The sequence below is a fragment of the Bacillus nakamurai genome, from assembly GCF_001584325.1.
Lineage (GTDB): Bacteria > Bacillota > Bacilli > Bacillales > Bacillaceae > Bacillus > Bacillus nakamurai.
The window spans coordinates 362,356-389,211 of sequence record NZ_LSAZ01000041.1; the positions used below are offsets into that span (position 1 = coordinate 362,356).

The 26,856-nt window shown below is 49.7% G+C and carries 2 protein-coding genes; both read left to right on the forward strand.

Annotated features, from left to right (window positions below):
* Positions 1 to 13 precede the first annotated feature (13 nt).
* Positions 14 to 10,546: an SDR family NAD(P)-dependent oxidoreductase gene (locus AXI59_RS16815; RefSeq protein ID WP_061528776.1), complete on the forward strand. Its 10,533-nt coding sequence runs from the start codon at positions 14 to 16 to the stop codon at positions 10,544 to 10,546.
* On the forward strand, positions 10,536 to 26,849 hold the full coding sequence (locus AXI59_RS16820) for a non-ribosomal peptide synthetase (protein WP_061528777.1): 16,314 nt from the start codon (positions 10,536 to 10,538) through the stop codon (positions 26,847 to 26,849). Before AXI59_RS16815 ends, AXI59_RS16820 begins: the two co-directional genes overlap by 11 nt.
* Positions 26,850 to 26,856: the final 7 nt, after the last annotated feature.

Genomic DNA, 26,856 nt, shown 5'->3' on the forward strand with positions numbered 1-26,856 from the left:
GGAGTGGGAAGAAATGATAACGGAGAAAATCAATATCTCATTAGATCACCCTATCATGAGAGGCCATAAGGTTTTTGGTGAAGCGTTATTACCCGGCCTTGCTTATATCGATTTGATGTATCAAGTATTTCAAGAGCACGGATGCACGTATAATGAACTCGAACTGAAACACGTGACGATTTATCAGCCTTTAACCGTCAGTGAAACGGATAAAATCATTCTGACCATTCAATGTTCAGAAAGCGGAGATGGAAAGTGGTCCATCTCCCTTTCAGGGCAGAAACAGGCAGGGGATGAGCTGTCAGAGCCAATCCTATATGCGACGGCCGAAATGCATAAAAGAGCTGCAATCACGTTTGATGAAACCATTGACTTCAACGTTTGGAAACAATCAGCGCGCTCCTCTGATCTGAATGATATGTACGATCGCTGTCTGGGCCATGACTTGGCGCATTCCGGCATGATGAAATCAAGCGGGCGGCTGTATGAAACGGACAACAGCGTGCTGATTGATCTGTCAGCTGAAGACGGAAAGGACGCTTTTTTGTTCCACCCGGCTCTGCTGGATGCAAGCGGCATAGGGGCAAGCGGTTTGCTCGCTGAAACTAACCGGCTCCACCTGCCCTTATACTATGAATCGTTTACGGCCGCGGACACTCTGCAAACAGAGTGCGCGGCGCTTATCCGGTCTTCGGCCGTCCGCCAAGAAAAAGAACTCACATATATGACAATTGAGTACTTTAACAAATCCGGACAAAAGGTGGCCGAGCTCAAAAATTTTGCAGGAAAAGCAGTGCGTGACAAAAAAGCCGTGCACACAGAACAAGCGGGACAGCCAAAGGAGAAAACAAGTGAGCCGGAAAGCGCGGACGAGAAAGAAATCATCCTTTTCCTGCGCAAGCTCTTGGCCGAAAAACTGGACCGGCCCGCAGAAAAGCTGGATATCCTTGCCGGCTACTACGAGCTTGGTCTGGATTCTTCCTCCTTGCTTGAAATTGTTCAGGACATCAGCATGAAGACGGGCGCAGCCCTTGCGCCTACGCTTCTCTTTGAATACACAAACATAAAAGAACTGGCAGCCTATCTGAAAGAAACGGTTTCATTTGAAGGGGCGGAGATTGCCCAGTGTAAGCCTTCTTTTGAAGCCGAACCGGCAGATTATGAAAAAGCCGGAGACATCGCGATTATCGGAATGGCCGGCCGTTATCCGAAAGCGAAAAATGTGGACGAGTTTTGGGAAAACCTAAAGGCAGGAATTGATTGCATCACTGAAGTTCCGAAGTCCCGCTGGGATTGGCGGACATATGCAGACGTAACGTCTCCGTCAGGAAAAACAGTGTCAAAATGGGGCGGTTTTATCGAGGATGCCGACTGCTTCGATCCGCAGTTTTTCAGAATATCGCCGCGTGAAGCAGAAACGATGGACCCGCAAGAACGCCTGTTTTTAGAAACGTGCTGGGAAACGATTGAAGACGCGGGTTATACGCCTAAGACGCTGGGCGGGAACGAAAGGAAAAAACACCCGGTCGGCGTATTTGCGGGTGTGATGCATAAGGATTACTCATTGATCGGCGCAGAGCAATTATCGGAAGCAAACCCGTTTCCCGTCTCGCTTAATTATGCACAAATCGCCAACAGGGTGTCCTATTACTGTGATTTCCACGGGCCGAGCATCGCGGTTGATACGGTATGCTCCTCGTCATTGACAGCCGTTCACTTGGCTGTTGAAAGCATCCGCAGCGGGGAATGTGAAGCAGCGTTAGCAGGTGGCGTAAACCTGTCTTTGCATCCGGCGAAATATATCAGCTACGGAAGCGTGGGCATGCACTCAAGTGACGGGCGGTGCCGCACGTTTGGCGAAGGAGGGGACGGCTACGTTTCCGGAGAGGGTGTCGGTGCGGTATTACTGAAGCCTTTACAGAAAGCCGAACAAGACGGCGACCGGATTTATGCCGTGATTAAAGGAAGCGCCGTTAACCATGTAGGAAAAGTAAGCGGAATTACCGTCCCGAGCCCTGCGGCACAGGCAGATGTCATTGAGGCAGGGCTGAAAAAAGCGGGTGTCAGCCCTCGGACCGTCAGCTATGTGGAAGCCCATGGAACGGGAACTTCGTTAGGCGATCCGATTGAAATTGAAGGACTGGCAAAAGCATTCAGCCGAGGGACGCAGGATAAGCAATTTTGCTCAATCGGTTCAGTGAAATCAAATATCGGCCATGCCGAGTCTGCGGCCGGCATCAGCGGATTAACGAAAGCGGTGCTGCAGCTTCATCATAAAACGCTTGTGAAGTCCTTGCACTCCGCGGAATTAAATCCGTATGTAAAGCTTGATCAATCACCTTTTTACGTGCAGCAAGAAACAGCTCCGTGGAAAAAGCCGAAAGCTGAAGAGAACGGAAAAGTGACTTATTACCCGCGCCGTGCCGGACTCAGTTCCTTCGGAGCATCTGGCTCAAATGCGCATATCATCTTAGAAGAATACATTCCGCCTGCACATCAAGGCGCCGTATTAGAAAACGAAGTATGCAAGATTATTCCGCTTTCAGCGAGAAATAAAGACAGGCTTTCAGCGTATGCGAAAAAGCTTGCCCGGTCACTGCCTGAAAAAGCGTCAATTTCTGAAATTGCCTATACGCTCCAAACAGGCCGTGAAGCAATGGAGGAACGAGTTGTCTTTTTCGTAAAAGACATTGATGATCTAAAGCAAAAGCTGAACGATTTCGCAAACGGAAAAGAAAACATTCCAGACTGCTGGCGCGGACAAGCCGAAATGCCGGAGCTTTCCGCAAGCGCCCCCGCTCCTGAAACGGATAATGTGAGACTGCTTGCCGAGTCATGGGCGGAAGGGAAACATGTGGATTGGAGCAAGCGGTACGGCAAACATAAGCCGCTGAAAATCAGCGTTCCAACTTACCCGTTTGCAAAAGAGCGCTATTGGATTCCGCAGCAAAAGCAGCAAGAAAAAAGTCCGTCAGGCATTGTGTTACACCCGCTTTTACAGCAGAATACATCAGATTTTTCACAGCAGCGTTTCACTTCTGTTTTTACGGGAGATGAGTTTTTCCTTTCTGACCATGTCGTAGACGGCAAAAAGATATTGCCGGGTGTCGCCTATTTGGAAATGGCCGGAGAGGCTGTGAAAAAAGCGGCGGGCGCGAAGGAAAAATATCAATGCATCTCACTCAAAAATGTTGTCTGGGTCCGTCCGATTATCATTGAAAACGAACCGAAGAAAATACATATTGCCCTTTATCCTGAGGATAACGGAGAGATTACCTATGAAATATACAGTGAAGCGGAAGGAAGAGGTGAAGACCCCGTCATTCACAGCCAAGGCGAAGCCGTCATTACAGTCGCCGAAGAAGTACAGTTAGATATCGCGTCTTTACAGGCGCAATGCGGTTTGGAGACGGTAACGGCAGATGAGTGCTATGATGCATTTCACAAGATTGGGCTTGATTACGGAGCAGCTTATCGGGGCGTTCAGAAATTGCTGATCGGAGAAGACCGATTGCTCGCCAACATCTCGCTTCCGTCTGCCGTACAAGCGAGCAAACAGCAATATACGCTTCATCCGAGCATAATGGATGCGGCTTTTCACGCCTCCATCGGCTTGCTTGTCCGCTCGATTCATGACAATGCTAAAAGCCATCAGCTCTCTTTGCCGTTCGCGTTGCAGGAGGTGGAAGTGCTCGGTGAGTGTCCGGAAGATGTATGGTCATATATCCGCTACAGTGAAGGCAGCAAAGCAGATGACAAAGTAAGAAAATTTGACATCGATATTTGTGATGATACCGGTACGGTTTATGTAAGGATGAAAGGCGCGTCTGTCCGGGCGCTTGACAACACCCAAACCGGTCAGCCGCCCGTCGGCCATACGATGATGATTTCCGCTTGGGAGCCGATTGCTGAACGATTCGGCGAAGCCAAAACGCTCAGAGGACAAGCTGCAGTATTTGGAGGAACCGAATCCCAGCGCACGCATATCAAACGGCATCTGCCAAACGCAGCGTTTTTGCCTATCAGAAGCACGGATGATATCACCTCCATGACGAAAATGCTCGAAGCATCAGAATGGGAACAGATCATCTGGGTCGCTCCGCAGGCCGATTCAGCGGACAGTCTCAAAGAGCAGGAACGCAACGTTTTTCATATATTTAAGCTGATGAAAGCCTTGCTTACATTGGGATACGGGGAGAAAAACCTAAACTGGTTCTTTGTCACGGAGGAATCCCAGCCGTTTTGCGAACATGACGGCGCAAATCCATCCCAAGCCGCCATTTGCGGCCTTGCGGGAACGATGGCGAAAGAATATCCGCATTGGAATATCCGCGTGATTGATACGGAGAAAGACGGCATCTGGCCGATCAGCGATGTCATTTCCCTGCCTGCTGAGAAAAACGGGCAAATTTGGGCGTACCGCCATCAGCAGCTGTTCGAGCGGCAATTGATTCCGCTCGCAAACGTTCCGAAAAACGGCTCGTTATATAAAACAGGCGGCGTATATGTCGTCATCGGAGGCGCCGGTTATCTCGGCGAGGCATGGAGTGAGTATATGATCCGCCGGTACCAGGCTCGCGTCATTTGGATCGGAAGAAGCCGGATCAATGAGTCGATACAGGCAAAGCTGGACAGGCTTGCCGCATACGGCCCGGCTCCTGAGTATGTTTCAGCCGATGCCGCCGACAGTGCCTCTTTACAGCAGGCTTATAACCGCATAAAAGAGCGCTGCCCACATATTAACGGTATCATTCATTCGGCAATGGACCTGTCTGAACAAAGCCTGAACAATATGGAGTTAGACGAATTCAGGTCGGTGCTGAAAGCAAAAGCCGACGTAAGCGTGTCTATGGCAAAAGTGTTTGAGCAAGAGCCGCTTGATTTTGTGCTCTTTTTCTCCTCGCTTGTGGCATTTATCCATAACGTGAAACAAAGCCACTACGCTTCAGGCTGCGCCTTTAGTGATGCATTTGCCAAGGAGCTTGGATTGAATTGCAATTGCCCGGTGAAAGTGATGAATTGGGGATATTGGGGGAACAGCGAAGCGGCAGAAGACGGCAATTTTGTTCAGCTCATGGATCAAATCGGATTGGGGCTGATTGAACCGGATGCCGCGATGGAGGCGTTAGAAGCGCTCCTGACCATGCCTCTGCATCAAGCGGCTTTCATTCATACGACAAAACCCGTCGCTGTAGAAGGCATGAGTGAAAAAGAACAAATGTCCGTTTATACGCCTCAGCCTCTCACCGCTGCAGCGCAGCTGGGTGTGCATCCGCCTGATGCGGAAACGTTAAGAGGCGCTGAACACGAGGAGCTGGATGATTTTCTTTACCAGCTGCTGATCGCCCAGCTTAAAGAAGCAGGCTTGTTAACGCCGAAGAGCATGAAAGCATATGAACCTGAGCATGTTTATTTTAAAAAATGGCTCAAACAAAGTGTTGCGTTTCTGCTGGATCACCGTTATCTGGACGGGGATATGGATTCATTTACACTGTCTGCCCGGGCAAAAAGCACAAGCGCCTCGTTATGGCAGGAATGGGAGCGGAGAAAAGCAGAGTGGCTGAATAACACCGATACGAAAGCGATGGCCGTTTTAGCTGAAACGATGCTCAAAGCACTTCCGGATATCTTGCGGGAAAACGTGCCGGCGACGGATATTATGTTCCCTCACTCCTCCATGGAACTCGTTGAAGGGATATATAAACATAATCAAGTCGCGGATTACTTTAACAACGTGCTTTCTGACACATTAACAGCCTATGTGAAAGAACGGATCAGCCAAGATTCTGAAGCCGCCATCCGCATACTGGAAATCGGGGCGGGCACAGGCGGCACAAGCGCGGGAATCTTTGAAAAGCTGAAGCCGTATCAAAACAATATAAAAGAATACTGCTATACCGATTTATCAAAAGCTTTTCTCGTCCATGCTGAAACCGAATATGGCGAAAAGAACCCTTATCTGACTTATAAAATCTTTAATGCAGAAGCGCCGCTTTCGCAGCAGGACGTAGATCCCGGCGCATACGACATTGTCGTCGCCGCAAATGTGCTTCATGCGACGAAAGACATCCGCCAAACGCTGAGAAATGCAAAAGCGGTTCTGAAGCATAACGGTTTGCTGCTTTTAAATGAAATGGCGGGAAACAGCCTCTTTCCGCATATTACCTTCGGGCTGCTTGAAGGCTGGTGGCTTCATGAAGATACAAAGCTGCGCATTCCGGGGTGTCCGGGACTGTATCCTGAAAGCTGGAAGCAAGTGTTAGAAAGCGAAGGCTATCGCGCGGTCTATTTCCCTGCTGAAGCGGCACATGATTTGAGTCATCAGATTGTCGCGGCAAACAGCAACGGTATCGTCCGTCAGGCTTTGCAGGCTGCAGCCGAAAAACGGGATGCAGCGCCGAAAGCCCAGCCCGCTCCGTATGCTGAACAGGAAACGGCCGTTCGAAAAAGTGACGCCTCCTTAAAGGAAAAAAGCACGGAGTATATGAAGACGTTAATAGGAGAAACGTTAAAAATTCCGCCAAGCCAAATCGATTCCAAAGCGCCGCTTGAGAAATACGGGATCGATTCCATCGTCGTCGTACAGCTGACAAATACGTTGCGAAATGTTTTAGACCAAGTCAGCAGCACCTTATTTTTTGAATATCAGACGATCGATGCTCTTGTCGAACACTTAATCAAAACAAAAAGAGACGCGATGATCAAACTGACGGGAGCAGCGCCTGTTCAAGAAGAACCGGAGACGGCTTCAAAACCGCAGGCGGCAAAACCTGTGATGCCTCTCCAGACGTCCCGCCGTTACCGGAGGGAAAAACGGGTCACGGCAGAACCGGCGCCGCATAGTCCGGTCCGTGACGTAGCCATCATCGGTGTTTCAGGCAGATACCCGCAAGCAAAAACGGCGGCTGCTCTTTGGGACAATATTAAAAAGGGAAAAAACTGCATCGAAGAAATTCCGAAGGACCGCTGGAACTGGCAGGATTATTACGATGAAGAAAAAGGGAAAGAAGGCTCTATTTACACGAAATGGGGCGGCTTTATAGAGGATATGGACAAATTTGATCCGCTCTTCTTTCAGATTTCTCCTTTAGAAGCAGAGCGGATGGACCCGCAAGAGCGTTTATTTTTAGAGACGGCTTACGCCAGTATCGAAGACGCGGGCTACACGCCTGAGAACCTGTGTCAAAGCAGAAAAATCGGCGTGTTTGCCGGAGCGATGAACAAAAACTATCCGACCGGCTATGGGTATTGGTCCATTGCCAACAGAGTATCATATCTTTTTGACTTCCAAGGCCCGAGCATTGCCGTGGACACAGCCTGTTCTTCTTCTCTGACGGCCATTCATCTGGCGCTTGAAAGCATATACAGCGGATCAAGCGAATGTGCCGTCGCGGGAGGCGTAAATATTGTCACAGATCCGATTCACTATATGAATCTATCAGTCATGAACATGCTTTCTGCAAGCGACACATGCAAATCATTCGGAGACCGCGCAGACGGGTTTGTAGACGGAGAGGGTGTAGGCGCCGTCGTTTTAAAACCGTTAGACAAAGCCATTTCCGACAACGACCATATTTACGGCGTCATTATAGGCAGCACGCTCAACAGCGGCGGCAAAACGAACGGCTACACGGTTCCGAATCCGAATGCGCAAGCAGCATTAATCAAAGAAGCCCTTCAAAGGGCGAATGTCCCGGCGCGGACCGTCAGCTATATTGAAGCTCACGGCACGGGAACGGCATTAGGCGATCCGATTGAAATTGCCGGATTAACAAAAGCATTTGAAGAGGAAACAACAGACAGACAGTTTTGCGCGATCGGCTCCGCCAAATCAAATATCGGCCATTGCGAAAGCGCGGCAGGGATTGCCGGACTGACAAAAATATTATTCCAGCTGAAAGACCGCAAGATTGCTCCGTCATTGCACGCGGAACAGCTGAACCCTAATATTGATTTCGCATATACGCCGTTTATCGTCCAGCAGGAGCTCGGTGAGTGGAAACGCCCTGTCATCGACGGCAAAGAATGTCCGAGACGGGCAGGATTAAGCAGCTTCGGCGCGGGGGGAGCCAATGCCCATCTAGTCATAGAAGAATATATTGCTGACAAGGAGCCCGTTCATCTGCCGGCTTATCCGCCCGCATTAATCGTGCTGTCTGCGAAAAACAGCGAACGGCTCAACGAGAAAGCAAAACAGCTCACAGCCGCTATCCGTAACAAAAGGTACAGCGACTCAGATCTCATCAATATGGCCTACACTCTTCAAACGGGCCGTATACCGATGGAGGAGCGTCTCGGTATTATTGTTTATTCGCTTAAAGAACTTGAGGAAAAACTGAATGCGTTTATCACTGGAGAAGAGACCGCCGCGGTGTACCGGGACGGGACGGAAGAAAACAAGCGGATGCTCAGCGTATTTGCGGCTGATGAAGATATGGGAGCCATCATTGATGCTTGGATACGGAAAGGCAAGTATTCAAAACTGCTTGAGCTTTGGGTAAAAGGGGTGGATGTTAACTGGGCGAAACTGTACGGTGACATTCCGCCGGCCCGCATCAGTCTCCCAGCTTATCCGTTTGCAAAAGAACGCTTTTGGCATCAGCAGCCTGCAGAAACAAAAGCTGTTCCGGTGAGCAAACGATCTGCTGAGAAAAACACAGCGGAGCACTTTGAGGTAATGGCCTTTCGGGAAGTGCTGAAAGAACAGGCCGTGCCGCAAGCGGGAGAAAAGAAAATCAACACGCTGATTTCTTTCCTTTCTGACCCGCAGAAGCAGCAGGCGGCCGTCTCGGCAGTCCGGTCATTTGACAGTGAAACAAAAATCATTTTTATAGCACAGGGCGACCGTTACGAAGCTTTTCCTTCCGGCAGCTATCAAGTGGTGCGGAAAGATCCGCATTCCTATGAAAAAGCCTTTACGCAAATTCAAAAAGAGCATGGCGAAGCCTCTGCCGTTTTATATTTATGGGCGCTGGAAGACAAAAGCTGCATAGAGGATTATTCATGTATCGTGAATATATTAAAGGCAATGGCGAGGGCCAAGCTCCAGCCTGAACGGCTGTTATTGGCGGGGGCCTTTGAAACGGGTCTTGAAAGGTGCTATCTGGAGTCGTGGATCGGCTTTGAGCGGTCACTCGGCATCGTCCTTCCGAAAACAAACATCACCGGCCTTTTCCAAAAAGCCGGCGGAACGATGGCAGACTGGATGGAAAAAATATGGGCTGAGCTGAAGGGTGAAACAGAACATACCGCTTTCTGCGAAAAGGGAAAACGCTATGTGTATCACACGGAACGGGCTCAGTTATCGCCGGGGAACAACAGGATCAGAACCGGCGGAACATATCTCATTACAGGAGGACTAGGAGGCCTCGGTTACTTATTTGCCCGTCATCTGGCCCGGAATTATCAGGCCAATGTCGTTCTCACCGGCAGATCGCCGATCGACGAGAAAAAGAAAGAAAAAATGAAAGAGCTCATGGAGCTTGGAGCGGGCGTCATTTATGCTGAAGCAGATGTCTGCGATCCGATCGGCATGGGCGACTGCGTTAAGCGCGCCAAAGAACGGTTCGGGGCAATCCACGGCGTCATTCATGCGGCCGGCATCGAAAGCAAAACGTCTATTTTTGAGAAAGAAATCGAGGATTTCCGGCATACGATCGAGCCGAAAGTGAAGGGAAGCCTGCTTCTTGACGAGTGGCTGAAAGATGAAACGCCAGACTTCATTTGCTACTTCTCTTCCACCTCGGCTGTCTTAGGAGACTTTGGCTGCTGTGATTATGCGGCGGCAAACAGATTCCAAATGGCCTACGCCCAATATAAAAACGAACAGTCAGACAATGGCAAAGCCTTTGTGATCAACTGGCCGGTATGGAAAAACGGCGGAATGGGTGTCGGCGATGAAGAGACGACGGGTATGTACTTGAAATCAAGCGGCCAGCGCCTGTTAGAAACAGAAGAAGGCATTGACTTATTCGAGCGTATTATTTCTCAGGAAAACGCGCAGTATCTTATCATTGCCGGAAAAAGAAGCCGCGCTGAGCGCTTTTTAGGAATCCGGCAGCAAGCTTCGGAAGAACTGCCTGCTCCGTCTGAAACAATAGCATCAATCCAGGCGGAAAGCGTGGAGGAACGCCTTGAGACGGATATGAAAGAGCTGATTCACAGCCTGATAAAAATATCGAAGGACAAGCTCGTCCTGCATAAAAATTGGGCGGAATTCGGATTTGATTCCATCTATTTAGCGAAATTCGCTGCTCTTTTATCGAAACATTACAGCATTGAAGTGACACCGGCGTTATTTTACAGCTATGCAACACTTGAGGAACTCATGAAATACTATCTGACAGAACATAAAGAGGCAATCGAGAGGTTTTACCGGACAAAAGAGGCGCCGGTTCAGCCCGATTCAGAAACCGCTTCGCCTGAAAACAAGGAGCCGTACACGGATCAGGAGATCATCGCCATGATGAAACAGGTCTCAGAAGGAACATTAGATTTTGAAAGAGTGCAAGACATCATAGAAGGGAGTAAAACGTATGAATCATAAAGAACTTCTCGATGCCTACAGATCAGGAATTCTCACCATCGCCGAGGTAGAACAGCAGCTTCATGCCTTCAAGCGGACATCTGCAAAACGTCCGCTTTCAGAAGGCCAAAAAGGTTTGTGGATGCTTCAAAAGATGTTTCCCGAAATGAGCGCTTATAACATCCCGTTATGCTTTCGTTTTCAAAAGCTGGATATAGAGACATTCAAAAACGCCCTTTTGTTTGTACAGCGTCAGCATCCCATTTTAACCAGTCTGATAAAAGAGGAGAACGGCCTTCCTTATCAGACCGAGCAGCCCGGCACACTCTTGACGGCAGAGGAAATGGATATTTCAGAACTCAGCGAGCGTGAGATCGTGCCGTTCATAAAAGAAAAAGCAAAAGAACCGTTTGCGCTTGACACCGGGCCGTTATTGCGCGTTCATGTGTTCCAGCGGGCGAAGCAGGAATCAATCGTTTTGATTACCATACACCATATCATTTTTGACGGCGTGTCACTTATGACGTTTATGTCGGCATTATTAGACGCGTATGTGAAATTGAGCGAAGGCAAAGAGCCGAACGTACTGCCGTCAGGGGCAGATTATCATGATTTTGTTCGATGGGAGCAGGAGCTGTTAAAGAGTGACGCCGGGAAGACGCATCTCTCTTATTGGAAACAGCAGCTTAACGGACCGCTGCCGGTTCTTGAGCTTCCGGCCGATTATCCGAGATCCGCGGTTCAAACTTGCAGGGGGCAGGCGTATCAGCGCTTGCTTCCTGATGAACTGATTCAGCAAATAAAAGCTGCCGCACGCACTCATAATGTAAATGAATCCGTTGTGTTTCTCGCTATTTTTAAAGGTTTGCTCTATCAATATACGAATCAGAATGACGTGATTGTGGGCATGCCGACGATGGGGCGGACTGAGGATCAATTTGAATCTGTGATCGGATACTTCATCAACATGATCGCGGTCAGAAGCAGGAAAACAGGCAATACATCCTTTGCGGCATTTATGAAGGGGCTGCAGCTGACGCTTGCAGAAGGCTTAGACCATGCCGCCTATCCGTTTCCGGCGCTCGTTAAAGAACTGAAGGCTGAGCGCTCACCGGCTGCATCGCCTGTTTTTCAAACCGCCTTTTTCTATCAAAATTTCTTCCAGACAGAAGGCGCCGAAAAGCTGATCGAACAATATGAATCACTCGGCATTGAAATGATAGAGGAGATTCATCAAGAAGGGGAATTTGAGCTCGCGCTTGAAGTCTATAAAAAAGAAAACGGAACTGTCCTGCAATTTCTGTACAACCCGGATATATACAGCGTCTCTTCTATTGAGCGGATGGCAGAACATTACGTGAAGCTGGCAGAAAAAGTCCTTTCCGATCCGGCTGTCACGTTTGAAGAATGCTCAGGCCTGCTGCACAAAGAACAAGGCGTGCAACAGAAATATGATACGTCAAACGAGCGCTGCATCCATGAGGTATTTACAGAAAAAGCGGAGCGTTATCCTGATAAAAGAGCTGTGATCTTTGGCGAACAAAGCCTTACATACCGCGAATTAGATGAACGCAGCACTGCACTTGCCGTGTATCTTCAGGATAAGGGCGTCAGTCCCGAATGCCCGATCGGCATTTGTACGGAACGTTCATTTGAGATGGTCATCGGGATACTCGGTATTTTAAAAGCAGGCGGGGCATATGTGCCGCTGGACCCGGCATTTCCGAATGAACGATTAGCGCACGTATTGGCCGACAGCGGTGTCTCAATCGTATTAACGCAAGCAAAAACACGGGGCAGGATCGATCAATTAAATGCCGGCGTCAGCACCGTGCAGATTGAAGACAGCCGCCGCTCTCTCGCAGGGAAGAAACTGAAGCGCCTTACAGAACCGCATCACCTTGCGTATATCCTTTACACGTCCGGCAGTACGGGGAAACCGAAAGGCGTCATGGTAGAGCACCGGGCCATCATGAATACACTGCAATTTCTGGAAACCGAGTACCCGGTCGGACAAGAGGACGCCTATTTGTTAAAAACGAATTATGTATTTGACGTGTCAATATCAGAATTATTCGGCTGGTTTATCGGAAACGGCCGCCTGGTCATTTTGCCGCCGGACGGAGAAAAAAATCCGCAGCTTTGCATGGATTATATTCAAACGCATCAGGTGACGCATCTGAATTTCGCCCCTGCCGTATTTAATGTGTTTCTGGAAACGGTAAAACGGTATAAGTCATTTACAGAGCACGGCCCTGTGAAATATGTGATGGTGGCGGGAGAGGCTTTTCCGAAAGAACTTGTCAAAAAAGCCGTCTCAATCTTTAAAAATACCAGAATCGAGAACATATACGGCCCGACGGAAACGTCCATCTACGCCGCTTACTACAGCTGTAATCATGAGGATATCACGAGCCGGAATACGCCGATCGGCAAACCGATTGACAATACCCGGATTTATATCGTCGACGAAAAGCTTACCCCCGTTCCCGACGGTGTTGCCGGCGAGCTTTGCGTTGCGGGCGCCGGTTTGGCAAGAGGGTATTATAAACAGCCCGAGCTGACGGCGAAATCGTTTTTTGACAACCCGTTCCAGGAAGGGGAAAAACTTTATAAAACAGGCGATTTAGCCAGATGGCTGCCGGACGGAAATATTGAATATGCCGGCCGTATTGACAGCCAAGTCAAAATCCGCGGCTTCCGCATTGAACTGGGCGCGATTGAAACAAAGCTCAGTGAACACCCGGACATTCTTGATCAGGCGGTCGTTGTCCAGCAGCAGAACGGACATAAAAAACTCACAGCGTATTATACAGCGAGGACCGATCATGCAGCGGATGCAAAAGCGCTGCGTCAGCATCTCTTATCGAGCCTGCCGGAATATATGGTTCCTGCGCATTTTATCCGCTTGGATGCAATGCCGTTATCGCCCAGCGGAAAAGTGAACCGGAAGGACCTTGAGCAGCGGAAGGCGATCGTCCATCACACAGAAACCGTGAGCCGGATGCCGTTATCAGAAGCGGAAGCGAAGGTCACCCGTATATGGGAAGAGCTGCTGAATACGGCAGGCATCCGAACGGAGGACGGATTTTTCGATGTGGGGGGCGACTCGCTCCTCGCAGTGGCTGCGGCTGAACGAATCAAACAGGAGCTTGAATGCGAATTTACCGTCACAGATTTGTTTGAACACTCTACCATTCAAGCAATCAGCCGATTTATCGTCGAAACGAAACAGGCGGATGAAACATCTTTGCCTGATGGGTATGAGAGAGAAAGAGAACAAGAGACACATAATGCGATGCCGCCGTATTTTGAAGACAGCGTAGCGATCGTAGGCATCTCCTGCCAATTCCCGGGCGCGAAAAATCATCATGAGTTTTGGAAGCAGCTAAAAGAAGGAAAAGAAAGCGTCCGATTCTTCTCGGCTGAAGAGCTTCGTGAAGCCGGCGTACCGGAAGATCTGATCGGAAACCCTGATTATGTTCCGGCGTTATCGACAATAGAAGGAAAAGATCTGTTTGATCCGGGTTTCTTTCACATCTCTCCTAAAGATGCTGAATTTATGGACCCTCAGCTCCGGCTTTTGCTGCTTCATTCTTGGAAAGCGGTAGAAGACGCGGGATATGTGGCCAAAGAAATTCCGAATACAAGCGTTTATATGTCAGCAAGCAATAACTCATACAGATCGCTTTTACCGGAGAAAACGACAGAAGGACATGACTCGCCTGACGGCTATGTCTCATGGGTGTTGGCCCAAAGCGGCACAATTCCGACGATGGTTTCCCATAAGCTCGGATTAAAAGGGCCAAGTTATTTCGTCCATTCAAATTGCTCGTCGTCTTTAGTGGGTCTTTATTCAGCGTATAAAAGCATAACGAGCGGAGAATCAGAATACGCGCTCGTCGGCGGCGCAACCCTGCATGCAGGCACGAGTATCGGCTATGTGCATCAGACCGGATTGAATTTTTCAAGCGACGGGCACGTCAAAGCGTTTGACGCCTCTGCCGACGGGATGGCCGGCGGAGAGGGAGCGGCCGTTATCCTGCTGAAAAAAGCGTCACAAGCCGTAAGCGACGGAGACCATATTTACGCGATGCTTCGGGGCATCGGGCTCAACAATGACGGGGCGGATAAAGTCGGTTTTTACGCACCGAGTGTAAAAGGCCAAACAGAGGTGATCCAAAATGTCTTAGACAGCACAAACATTCATCCGGAGACCGTTTCCTATATAGAAGCACACGGAACAGGCACGACATTAGGCGATCCGATTGAAATGTCCGCTTTACAGCAAGTTTATAAACAATATACGGACAAAGAGCAATTTTGCGGTATCGGCTCTGTAAAAACGAATATCGGACATTTGGATACAGCTGCCGGTTTGGCAGGATGCATCAAAGTCGCCATGAGTTTATACCATCAGGAGATTGCGCCTACCATTAACTACACGAAACCGAATCCGAATATCAAATTCGACGGCTCGCCGTTTTATGTGGCGGACGAAAGAAAACCGCTGCCGGAGAAAGAGACGCCGCATCGCGCTGCATTAAGTTCATTTGGGCTAGGAGGAACAAACGCACACGCGATTTTTGAACAATACCGGAAAGAAACGGCCGGTGAATCAGGTCATGATCAGGCGCCTTATCTCATCCCGCTATCGGCAAAAAGCAAGCCGCGTCTTACAGCATACGCGTCTGCTTTATTAGACTTCCTGCATGAAGGCGAAACCGATGCTTCCTTACGGGACTTAGCGTATACGTTTCAGGCCGGACGTGAGGCAATGGAAAGCAGAGCTGCCTTTATCACAAACGATATCCATGATTTGAAACGTCTGCTGCAGCAATTTGTCAATGGCAGTGACAACGTCTTACAAGGCGAAAAAGTAAGAAATAAAGAGGCATCGCCTCAGCAGATGGAAGAACTGTCTGCATTAGAAACACCATTAGAAAAGTCGAACGCATTCGCCGCGTTATGGATTGAGGGCGTGCGTGTGGATTGGCGCTTGCTGTATAACGAATCAATGCCGCGAAGAATCAGCGCGCCGACCTATCCGTTTGCGGAGGAAAGATACTGGCCGGAAGAAGGCGCAAAACAAGCTGAAAAAACGAAGCTTTTGCATCCATTGGTCCATCAAAACACATCCATTTTGCAGGAGCAGCGGTTCAGCTCAGTGTTCACGGGAAAAGAGTATTTTATCGCTGAGCATATCATCAAAGGAATGGCGATCGTGCCGGCTGCCGTAACGCTGGAGATGGCAAGAGCCGCAGCGGAACAGGGCATCGGCGGTATAGCAGAAGAATCTGTATCTATGCGCTTAAAGCATGTCGTGTGGGTCCGCCCGATTATAGCCGATCAGCAGACGGTTCATGTCCATATCGGACTTTATGAAGAAGAGGACGGGCAGATTCATTACAGAATGTATGGAGAACCGGGAGCATCCGGGGAAGAGCCTCCTCTTTATCATCAAGGCATCGCGGAATTCATTCAAAAAGGCCAAGCGGAAAGATTGGATCTCGCTCAGCTTCAGCGTCAATGCACCGAGGGAACAATGGAATCTGAAGCATTTTACAGAGGGATGATCGGAGCTGATTACGGTCCGGGGTACAAGGGCGTAAAGCTCGTATACCAAGGGGACGGGCGCTTGCTTGCCAAAATGATGCTCCCTGAATCCGTGTCACATACAAAAGACGATTATGTCCTTCACCCGAGTATGATGGACGGAGCCTTGCAGGCCGCCGAATATTTGCAGAATGTGACAAGAGCAAAGCAGACAGAAAACGGCGAACCGTTCAAAGCCGCATTGCCGTTCGCTTTAGAGGAGCTTGAAGTGCTGAAATCATGCGCTGCTGATATGTGGGTTCACGTCACATTCAGTGCGAACAATAAAGCCGGCGACCTTATTCAAAAAGCGGATATTGATTTATGCGACAGTGACGGAGAGGTATGTGTGCGCATGAGAGGGTTTTCCACGCGGATCATGGAAGAAGATACGAATCCAAGCCTTCCTGCCAGCCGTACCGCGACTTTGCTGGCCGAACCGTTCTGGACTGAACAAACTGCCGAAGATTTCGGCGAAGCATCTTCGTATGATCAGCATATCGTTTTCCTTTGCGAATACGATGAAGCCGTCAAAAAAGCGATAGAAACGAAGCTTGAACACGCAAGCGTCTATACATTGGATGCGCGTCCGGGCTCTGCTGAAACGCGTTTCCAATCGTATGCGGTAAAGCTGTTCGAACACATTAAAACCGTTCTCAAAAGCAAGCCGCAAGGGCGTATTCTGCTTCAGGCTGTCACGCGGTCCGCAGGCATGCAGCAGCTGTTCTCAGGCATAACCGGTCTTTTCAAAACAGCAAGCCTGGAGCATTCCAAACTGACCTGCCAAATGATAGAAGCAGAAGATAAAGAAAGCGCCGAAGGCATTGCGGAGAAAATAGCGGAAAATCAATTGCATCCCGAAAACGCCCATGTGAAATACGAAAACGGCAAGCGTTATATTGCCGATTGGAAAGAAATGGATGTTTCTCAAGAGGAGCCTGACATTCCGTGGAAAGACAGAGGCGTTTATCTCATCACAGGCGGCGCCGGAGGCTTAGGTCTGATTTTTGCAGAAGAGATAGCAAAACGTACGGAAGAGTCTGTCATCATCTTAACCGGACGCTCCGCTCTTGGAGAAAAGAAGGAAAACATATTGGAAAGCATGCGCAGCACAGGTGCTTCTGTATGCTACGAGCAAACGGATATCACTGAAGAAGCCGAGGTATACCAATTAATCCGCGGCATCCGTCAGAAACACGGAAGGCTTGACGGCATCATACACAGCGCCGGAATCATTAAGGATAACTACATGGTGAAAAAGCCGGCCGAGGAATTCCAGGAAGTGCTGGCTCCTAAAGTGAAAGGGCTTGTATATCTTGATGAAGCCTCCAAAAATGAGACATTAGATTTCTTTATTGTCTTTTCGTCTTTGTCAGGAGTACTGGGAAGTATCGGCCAAGCCGACTATGCGTCTGCAAATGTCTTTATGGATGCGTATGCCGGGTACCGGGAATCTCTTACACAGTCAGGCGAAAGATACGGCAAGACGCTTTCTGTCAGCTGGCCTTTATGGAAAGAAGGCGGAATGCGTACGGATCAGCATACAGAAGACATGCTGATGCAGCAAGCGGGGATCGCGCCGCTCAGCACACAAGCAGGCATCGACGCTTTATACCAAGGATTGATAAGCGGTGCGGCCCGGATGACGGTATTTGAAGGAGATGTGGAAAACATTAAAGCGAAGCTGTTTCACCAACAGGACGATAAGCCGAAAGCTGAGACTGAAAAGCGGCATGACATTGACGCTGACAGCCTGCTTGAAAAAGTGAAACATCTGTTAAAACAGCAGGCATCCGCTTTGTTAAAAGTAAAGATTGACAGTATTGACCCTCATGAAGAAATGACAAAATACGGACTCGATTCCATTTCGATGACGGAATTTACGAACCAATTAAACCGGAGTTACCAGCTTAAGCTGACACCGACGATTTTCTTCGATCATCCGACGATACATGAATTTGCGGTCCATTTAATCGAAGAATACGAAGCGGAATTTGCTAAACGGTTTACCGTAAGCACGAAAACAAATCGAGCTGCAGAACCGGCAACAAAGGCTCAAAACATGCGTTCAGCTGTAAAGCGGCGCCGAACACAGCCTGCTGCCAAACCGGAGATAACAAGCCGCGATACGCATCCTGAGCCGATTGCCATCGTAGGAATCAGCGGTATTTTTCCGATGGCCGAAGACATTGACGCCTACTGGCAAAACCTTAAAGAGGGCAAAGACTGCATGACCGAAATTCCGAAAGACCGCTGGGATTGGCGGGACTATTACGGAGATCCTGCAAAAGAAGCCAATAAAACCAACGTCAAGTGGGGCGGATTTATTGACGGAATTGCTGAATTTGATCCGTTATTTTTCGGTATCTCTCCTCGGGAAGCGGAACAAATGGACCCTCAGCAGCGCCTTTTGTTAACGTACGCGTGGAAGGCGATTGAGGATGCGGGGTATGCAGCAAAGAGTCTGTCAGGCACAAAAACTGGCGTATTTATCGGCACTGGGAATACAGGCTACGGCTCACTGCTGGCCAATGCGAATTCCGCGATAGAGGGTTCATCCGCGGCGAATACAAGTCCGTCAGTCGGACCGAATCGCGTCAGCTACACGCTCAATCTGCACGGCCCGAGCGAACCGATTGATACAGCTTGCTCAAGCTCGCTCGTTGCCATTCATCACGCCATCTCTTCCATTGAAGAAGGGACGTGCGACATGGCGTTGGCAGGGGGAATCAATACGATTATTCTGCCTGACGTATACATCAGCTTTGATAAAGCCGGCGCGCTGAGCAAAGAAGGACGATGCAAAACGTTCTCAGATCAAGCCGACGGTTTTGCGCATGGCGAAGGAGCCGGTCTCTTTTTCTTGAAAAAGTTAAAATCGGCTGAAGAAGATGGAGACCATATTTACGGTGTAATCAAAGGAAGCGCCGTGAACCACGGCGGCCGGGCGGCATCTTTAACAACGCCTAACCCGAAACAGCAGGCGGAAGTCATAAAGTCCGCATACCAAAAAGCGGGTATTGACCCGAAAACAGTAACGTATATTGAGGCGCACGGCACCGGCACAGAGCTTGGAGACCCTGTTGAAATTAACGGTTTGAAAGCGGCTTTCAGCTCAATTGATGACGGTAAAGACAAAATGACAGGATATTGCGGCTTAGGCTCGGTCAAAACAAATATCGGTCATTTATCTCTTGCGGCCGGAGCGGCGGGCATCATTAAAATTTTAATGCAGATGAAGCATAAAACATTGGTGAAAAGCCTTTATTGCGAGACGGTGAATCCGTACATTCAGCTCGAGGACAGCCCGTTTTATCTTGTGCGGGAAACGATGGAGTGGAAAGCGCCAAAAGATGAACGAGGACAAGAACAGCCGCGCCGCGCGGGGATCAGCTCATTCGGAATCGGCGGCGTCAACGCCCACGTCATCATAGAAGAATACATTTCGTCTGATCGGGCGGAAACAGATCAGTCTCACAGGCATCCGGGCCTTTTCGTACTGTCGGCAAAGAATGAAAAACGCTTGAAAGAACAAGCCGGGCAGCTGAAACATGCCATTGAGCAAAAGCGGTACGATCAGTCCAGTCTGATTTCTATGGCTTATACCCTCCAAACGGGAAGGGACGCCATGGAAGAACGCCTGGCGATCATTGCCGGCACCGCTGAAGAATTGAAAGAAAAACTGTCCCAATTTGTAAATGAAGACAAGAGCGCTGACGTGTACAGAGGCAGGATCGACAAAGGCACGCTGCAAATGCTGACCGCGGATGAAGAAATTCAAGAAGCCGTGGAGAAATGGATGGTGCGCGGGAAATATGCGAAACTGCTTGAATTATGGGTAAAAGGATTAGACGTCGATTGGGCGAAGCTGTACGGAGACCATCCGCCTCAACGCATCAGCCTGCCGACATATCCTTTTGCAAAAGACCGTTATTGGGTTTCCGGCACCGCGCAGAAAAATGAAGTCAAAGGCGCCGCTTTTACAGGAGCCGGAGCAGTGTTACATCCGCTTTTGCACCGGAATACATCGAATTTGACAGAACAGCGGTTCAGCTCAACTTATACGGGTGAAGAATTTTTCCTTGCGGATCATGTAGTGAAAGGCGTGCCGATCTTACCGGGAGTCGCACACCTTGAAATGGCGCGGGCAGCAATGGAAGAAGCGTCTGAATGTCAAGCCGGAGAAGGAAGCGTGAAGCTGAAAAATACGGTTTGGGTGCGTCCGATCACAGTTGATGATGAGCCGATAGACGTAAACATCCGGCTCGTTCCTGACGATACGGATGACGTTCAATACGACATTTACAGCTATACGGAGACAGATGAACCGGTCGTTTACAGCCAAGGATCTGCGTCTGTCCATCCCGAAGCGCAAGCCCCCGTGCTTGATTTGCAGCATCTGAAAGCCCAATGCGTTGAAAGCCCGTTCACTGTAGACGAAGTGTACGATACGTACCGCATGATCGGTTTTGATTACGGTCCGGCTTTCCGGGGTGTCGAAGCGATTTATACAGGTGAGAATTTTGTCTTGGGCAAACTGTCGCTGCACCCTGCTTGTATAGCTGCTTTAGAGGACTACACCATGCATCCGGGATTAATGGACTCGGCGCTGCAGGCATCAAGCATCTTGACCGGAACAAACGATCAAAAGCTGATGCTGCCATTTGCGGTTCAGGAGCTTGAAGTCTTCGGCAGGTGCTCTGCTGACATGTGGGTGTACGCCAGACTTTCTGAAGATAACAAAGCGGCAGACCGGATAGAAAAACGCGATATCGATATTTGTGATGAAAACGGAGCGGTTTGTGTCCGGTTGAAAGGACTGTCCTTCAGGTCAGCTGAAAAAGAACCGGAGAAAAAAGCGGAAACTTTAGAAACGCTGATGTTTGAACCTGTATGGACACGAAACAGCCAGGCAGCAGATCAGCCAGCGCCTGTTTTTGCCCGGCACCTCGTGATGCTTTGTGAAACAAACGCCGGAACAAAAGAAACTGTCGAAGCTGGCGCTGCAGGCGCCGAATGCATTGAGCTGACCTCCGCGCATAAGGGAGCGGCGGAACGCTACCGCGATTATGCCGAGCAGGTATTGGAGACGCTGCAGCAAGTACTAGCGGATAAACCGGAAGGAGACGTGCTCATTCAAGCCGTCCTTTCTAAAACGGATAAACACCAGCTGTTCTCAGGGCTTTCAAGCCTGTTAAAAACCGCCGGCTTGGAAAATAAAAAACTAAAATGCCAGCTCATCGAAGTGGAGGCGGCAGAAAGCGGCAAAATCGCTGACATCATAAAAGAGAATAAAAATCATGCCGATGACGGCCGCGTGAAATATGAAAACGGTATACGATACAGCGCTGACGTCAAGGAAGTGGCCATCCCTGACAAAAACATCCGCATCCCGTGGAAAGACGGAGGCATCTATCTCATCACAGGAGGAGCCGGCGGACTTGGCTTTATTTTCGCAAAGGAAATCGCCGCGAAAGTGAAACAGCCGACACTTATTCTGACAGGCCGTTCCGCATTAAGCGCGAATCAGCAAAAACAGCTGGACTCACTCAAAATGCTGGGGGCAAACGCGGAATACAGACAGACCGATGTGACAGAAGCGCAAGCTGCGGCTGACGTCATAAAAAGCATCGAAACCAAATACGGAGACCTTCACGGTATCATCCACAGCGCGGGTGTGATGAAGGACCAATATATCATAAAGAAAACGAAAAAAGAGCTGCACGGCGTATTGGCGCCTAAGGCAGACGGATTTGTCAATCTGGATGAAGCAAGCACTCATCTCGCATTAGACTTTTTCATCGTCTTTTCATCCATATCCGGTGTCACCGGCAATCCGGGACAGGCGGATTATGCGGCAGCAAACGCATTTATGGACAGCTATGCGGCATACCGAAACGGGCTTGTCACGGCGATGTACCGCCACGGGCACACGCTGTCGATCAATTGGCCGCTGTGGAAAGACGGCGGTATGCAAGCAGATGAAGAAACGGCGAAGCTCACGATGAAAAGAACCGGTGTGACGCCGATGCGGACAGAAACCGGGATAAATGCGCTTTACCAAGCGTGGAGCACGGGAAAAACCAGCATACTCGTCATGGAAGGCATTCGCGGCGTCATGCAGGAAAAGCTGCTCCAAAAAGCGCCTTCATCGGCTGCACCGGCCGCAAGTGCGGAGGAAACTGCCGCTCCGAAGGGCTTGACGGCAAAACTTCAGGATATGCTGGCAGACGAGGTCTCCGAGCTTCTTAAAATAAAACCTGAAGAGATAGATACAGATCTGGAATTCAACCAATACGGATTCGATTCCATCACATTGACGGAATTTGCAAACAAGCTGAACGAAACATACCTACTTGAACTCACGCCGACGATATTTTTTGAATATGCCACCATCCAAACATTAGCGGCATATTTATCAAATGAATATAAAACGCAATTTACCGACCGGACGCAGCCAAAAGAAGAAAAACAGATCCGCACAAAAAACGGCGCAGACATCAGGCTGACAGGCAAAAAAAGGTTTGTCAAACCGGTTACAAAGCCTGTTCAGACAGAAATGAAACAAACTCCTGAGCCGGTTGCCATCGTAGGCATGAGCGGGGTATTCCCGAAGGCGAAAGATATTGATGAATACTGGAAAAATCTTAAGGAAGCAACAGATTGCATTACAGAGGTCCCCGCTGATCGCTGGGACTGGCGTGAGTATTACGGCGACCCGCTGTATGAAGCGAATAAAACAAATGTAAAATGGGGCGGATTTATCGACGGAGTCGCGGATTTTGATCCGCTGTTCTTCGGAATTTCTCCATTGGAAGCCGAGCAGATGGATCCCCAGCAGCGCCTGTTAATGATGTACGCGTGGAAAGCGATAGAAGATGCGGGATACTCTGCAAAAAGCCTTTCCGGCACCAAAACGGGTCTTTACATCGGCACGGGAAATACAGGCTACGGCTCGTTATTTTCTGATCTGGACATCGGCGGGGCGTCTGCCGCTAATATGAGCCCGTCAGCGGGACCGAACCGTGTCAGCTATATGCTGAATCTGCACGGCCCGAGTGAACCGATTGACACGGCATGCTCAAGCTCGCTTGTTGCCATTCATCACGCCGTGTGCGCGATTGAAAACGGAAACTGCGATATGGCAATCGCGGGCGGTGTCAATACTGTCGTCACCCCGCAAGGCCATATCGCCTATGACAAAGCCGGAGCGCTGAGCAAAGAAGGAAAATGCAAGACGTTCTCAGATCGAGCTGACGGATTTGCCGTCAGTGAAGGCGCGGGTATTCTTTTCTTGAAAAAACTGTCCGAAGCAGAAAAGGCGGGCGATCATATTTACGGCGTCATCAAAGGCAGCGCGGTCAATCACGGCGGACGCGCGAACTCCTTGACTACGCCTAACCCGAAAGCGCAGGCCGAAGTCGTCAGAACGGCTTACGATAAAGCGGACATCGATCCGAGAACCGTCACCTATATTGAAGCCCACGGAACCGGGACTGAGCTTGGCGACCCTGTAGAAATTAACGGGCTGAAAGCCGCTTTCCAAAAGCTGTATGAAAAAACCGGCGATCCGGTTGTGCATACAAGCCATTGCGGTTTAGGATCGGCAAAAACGAATATCGGCCACCTGTCGCTTGCTGCCGGTGTCGCGGGTGTTATCAAAGTATTAATGCAGATGAAGCATAAAACACTTGCGAAAAGCCTTCACAGCGAGGTAATCAACCCGTACATCAAGCTGAAGGACAGCCCGTTTTATATCGTACAGGAAAAGAGAGAATGGAACGCGTTGAAAGACGAAAACGGCAATGAAGTGCCGCGCCGCGCGGGAATCAGTTCATTCGGCATCGGCGGAGTAAACGCGCACGTTGTCATTGAAGAATATATACCGAGACAGACTGAGAAAGCTGTTTCTCCAAAACAACAGCCTCATATTTTCGTGTTATCGGCAAAGGATGAAGAACGTTTGAAGGAACAGGCGCAGCAGCTGGCGGATGCCTCCTTTACAGACGGTGAACTTTCGGCGATAGCCTATACATTGCAAGCGGGCCGTGATGCCATGGAAGAGAGAGCGGCCATTATCGCCTCCTCGGCTGATGAGCTGCGGGACAAGCTGAGCAGCTGTGCCAAAGGACGCTATGACATTTCTGGTATCTATAAAGGAAAAATGGATAAAGCAGCATTGAAAGCAATGATGGCAAACGGGAATATTCAAATGAATATCGAAGAGTGGCAAAAACGCCGCGAGAATGACAAGCTTGCTGAACTGTGGGTGCAAGGAATCGATATGAATTGGGATGGCCTATACGATGAAACGCAGCCTAAGCGAGTCAGCCTGCCGACCTATCCGTTTGCAAAAGAGCGGTACTGGATCACAGACAGCCGGCCAAAAGCGCAGAAACCGGCATCGGGTTCTCCGGCGGCGCGGGTGCTGCATCCGCTGCTGCATGAAAATATCTCAGATTTGACAGAGCAGCGCTTCCGGTCCGTATTTACGGGACAAGAGACGATTTTTACCGACCACATGATTAAGGGCAAACCGGTCATGCCGGGTGTGGCTTATTTGGAAATGGCCCGTGCCGCCGTTATTCAGGCAGTCAAAGGCCAAAAGGAACATCCGTCTGTCATCCGGCTGAAAAATATTGTTTGGGTCCAGCCGATAGAAGCCGGCAGCCAGCCGGTAGAAGCTGAGATCAGCCTTGTTCCGAAGGAGAACGGCGAGATCGCTTATGACATTTATACCGCATCACAGACAGAATCAAACGGACGGCAGATTCACTGTCAGGGGGCGGCCGGAATTCTCGGCGATTTACAGGCTCCGCGCCGTGATTTGACCGCGCTGAAAGCTCAATGCGAAGAAAGTATGCTGAGTTCCGGAGAGTGTTACGGCTTATTCAGCAAAATCGGGATTGATTACGGTCCCGGACAACAGGGAATCAAAACGATTTACATCGGGCGCGATCGAGCATTAGCTGAGCTTGTGCTGCCTTCAATCCTTGAAGAAACGGCAGATCAATATGTACTTCATCCGTGTATGCTTGATTCAGCTTTGCAAGCCACTATCGGTCTGAAACTTCACGCGGATGACAACCAGCTGTCATTGCCGTTCGCCCTTGAGGAGATTGACATTTTCAGCCCGTGCACATCCCGTATGTGGGCATATGTCAACTCCCGGGGAGCGGAGGAAAAAATACAGCGCCTTGATATTGACTTATGTGACGAAAGCGGGCGTGTCTGTGTCAAAATTAAAGGAATTTCTTCAAGAATGATGGAAGAAACGGCGCCGGAAACATCATTAAACGGAGCAAACCTGCTGGCCCCTGTATGGGATCATGCGGACATTCGTGAAAAAAGCCCGTCACTTCGCGAAGAACAAGTTCTCTTGATCGCGGGAGACGAGGAGAGTGCGGCTTTTCAAAAGCAGCACCCGTTTACAAAAAGGCTCTGCATAGCCCACGATGACGAAATAGAGGCTGTTACGGCTGAAATGAAAGCGGCCGGACCGTTTGGGCATATCGTCTGGATTGCCCCTTCCCGCGGCTCTGAGGATATGGTGAAAGCTCAGAACGAGGGCGTCATTCAGATGTACAGAGTGATAAAGGCGATGCTTGCTCTAGGATATGGCAGTCAGCATGTGAGCCTGACCGCGGTAACGGTGATGACCCAATCCGTTCTGCCGGGTGATATCGTCAATCCGGCTCATGCAGGCATTCACGGTTTGATCGGCTCCTTGGCAAAAGAATATCCAAACTGGAAAACAAGGCTGATCGACGCCGGTAATCCGGATGATGTATCAGATGCTGAGCTGTTTTCGGTGCCGTTTGACCCGCAGGGACATACATGGGCATATCGGAACAAGCGCTGGTATAAACAGCAGCTCATTCCGGTGCAGCAGCCAGTATCAGATCAGCCCGCATACCAAAAAGGCGGCGTATATGTCGTCATAGGCGGCGCCGGCGGCATCGGCGAAGCATGGAGTGAATATGCCGTTACAACCTATCAAGCCCGCGTCATTTGGATCGGCAGACGAAAACATGACAGCGCCATCCAAGCTAAAATCGACAGGCTTGCGCAAATGGGTCCTTCGCCTGTTTATATCGAAGCCGACGCGGCAAATCAGGACGAGCTCCGATACGCGTATGAAATGATCAAACGCATGCACCCGCGGATTAACGGAATCATTCATTCCGCGATCGTCTTAGAGGATCAGAGTCTGGCTAATATGCCGGAAAGCCGCTTCAAAAATGTGCTTGCCGCAAAAGTCGATGTCAGCGTGAATATGGCCCGCGTTTTTCAAAAAGAGCCTTTGGACTTTGCATTGTTCTTCTCGTCCGTCCAATCGTTCGCAAGGGCCGCCGGACAAAGCAATTATGCCGCCGGATGCAGCTTTAAGGACGCTTTTGCCGCTCATTTATCTCAAATCTGGCCGTGTACGGCTGCCGTAATGAATTGGAGCTATTGGGGCAGTGTCGGAATCGTGTCATCGTCTGAATATCAAGAAAGAATGAAACAGGCAGGCGTAGGGTCAATTGAGGCGCCCGAAGCAATGGCGGCGCTGGAACGATTGCTCGGCGGGCCGCTGAACCAGCTTGTCATGATGAAACCTGCGAAAGAACCGGATAAAAAGCCTGATGAAATCATTGAAGTATATCCGGAACACCACGGCTCGGCGATGCAAAAACTGCGAAGCTATCAGCCTAAAGTAACAAGACATGTACAACAATTGAGTTAAGGAGGAG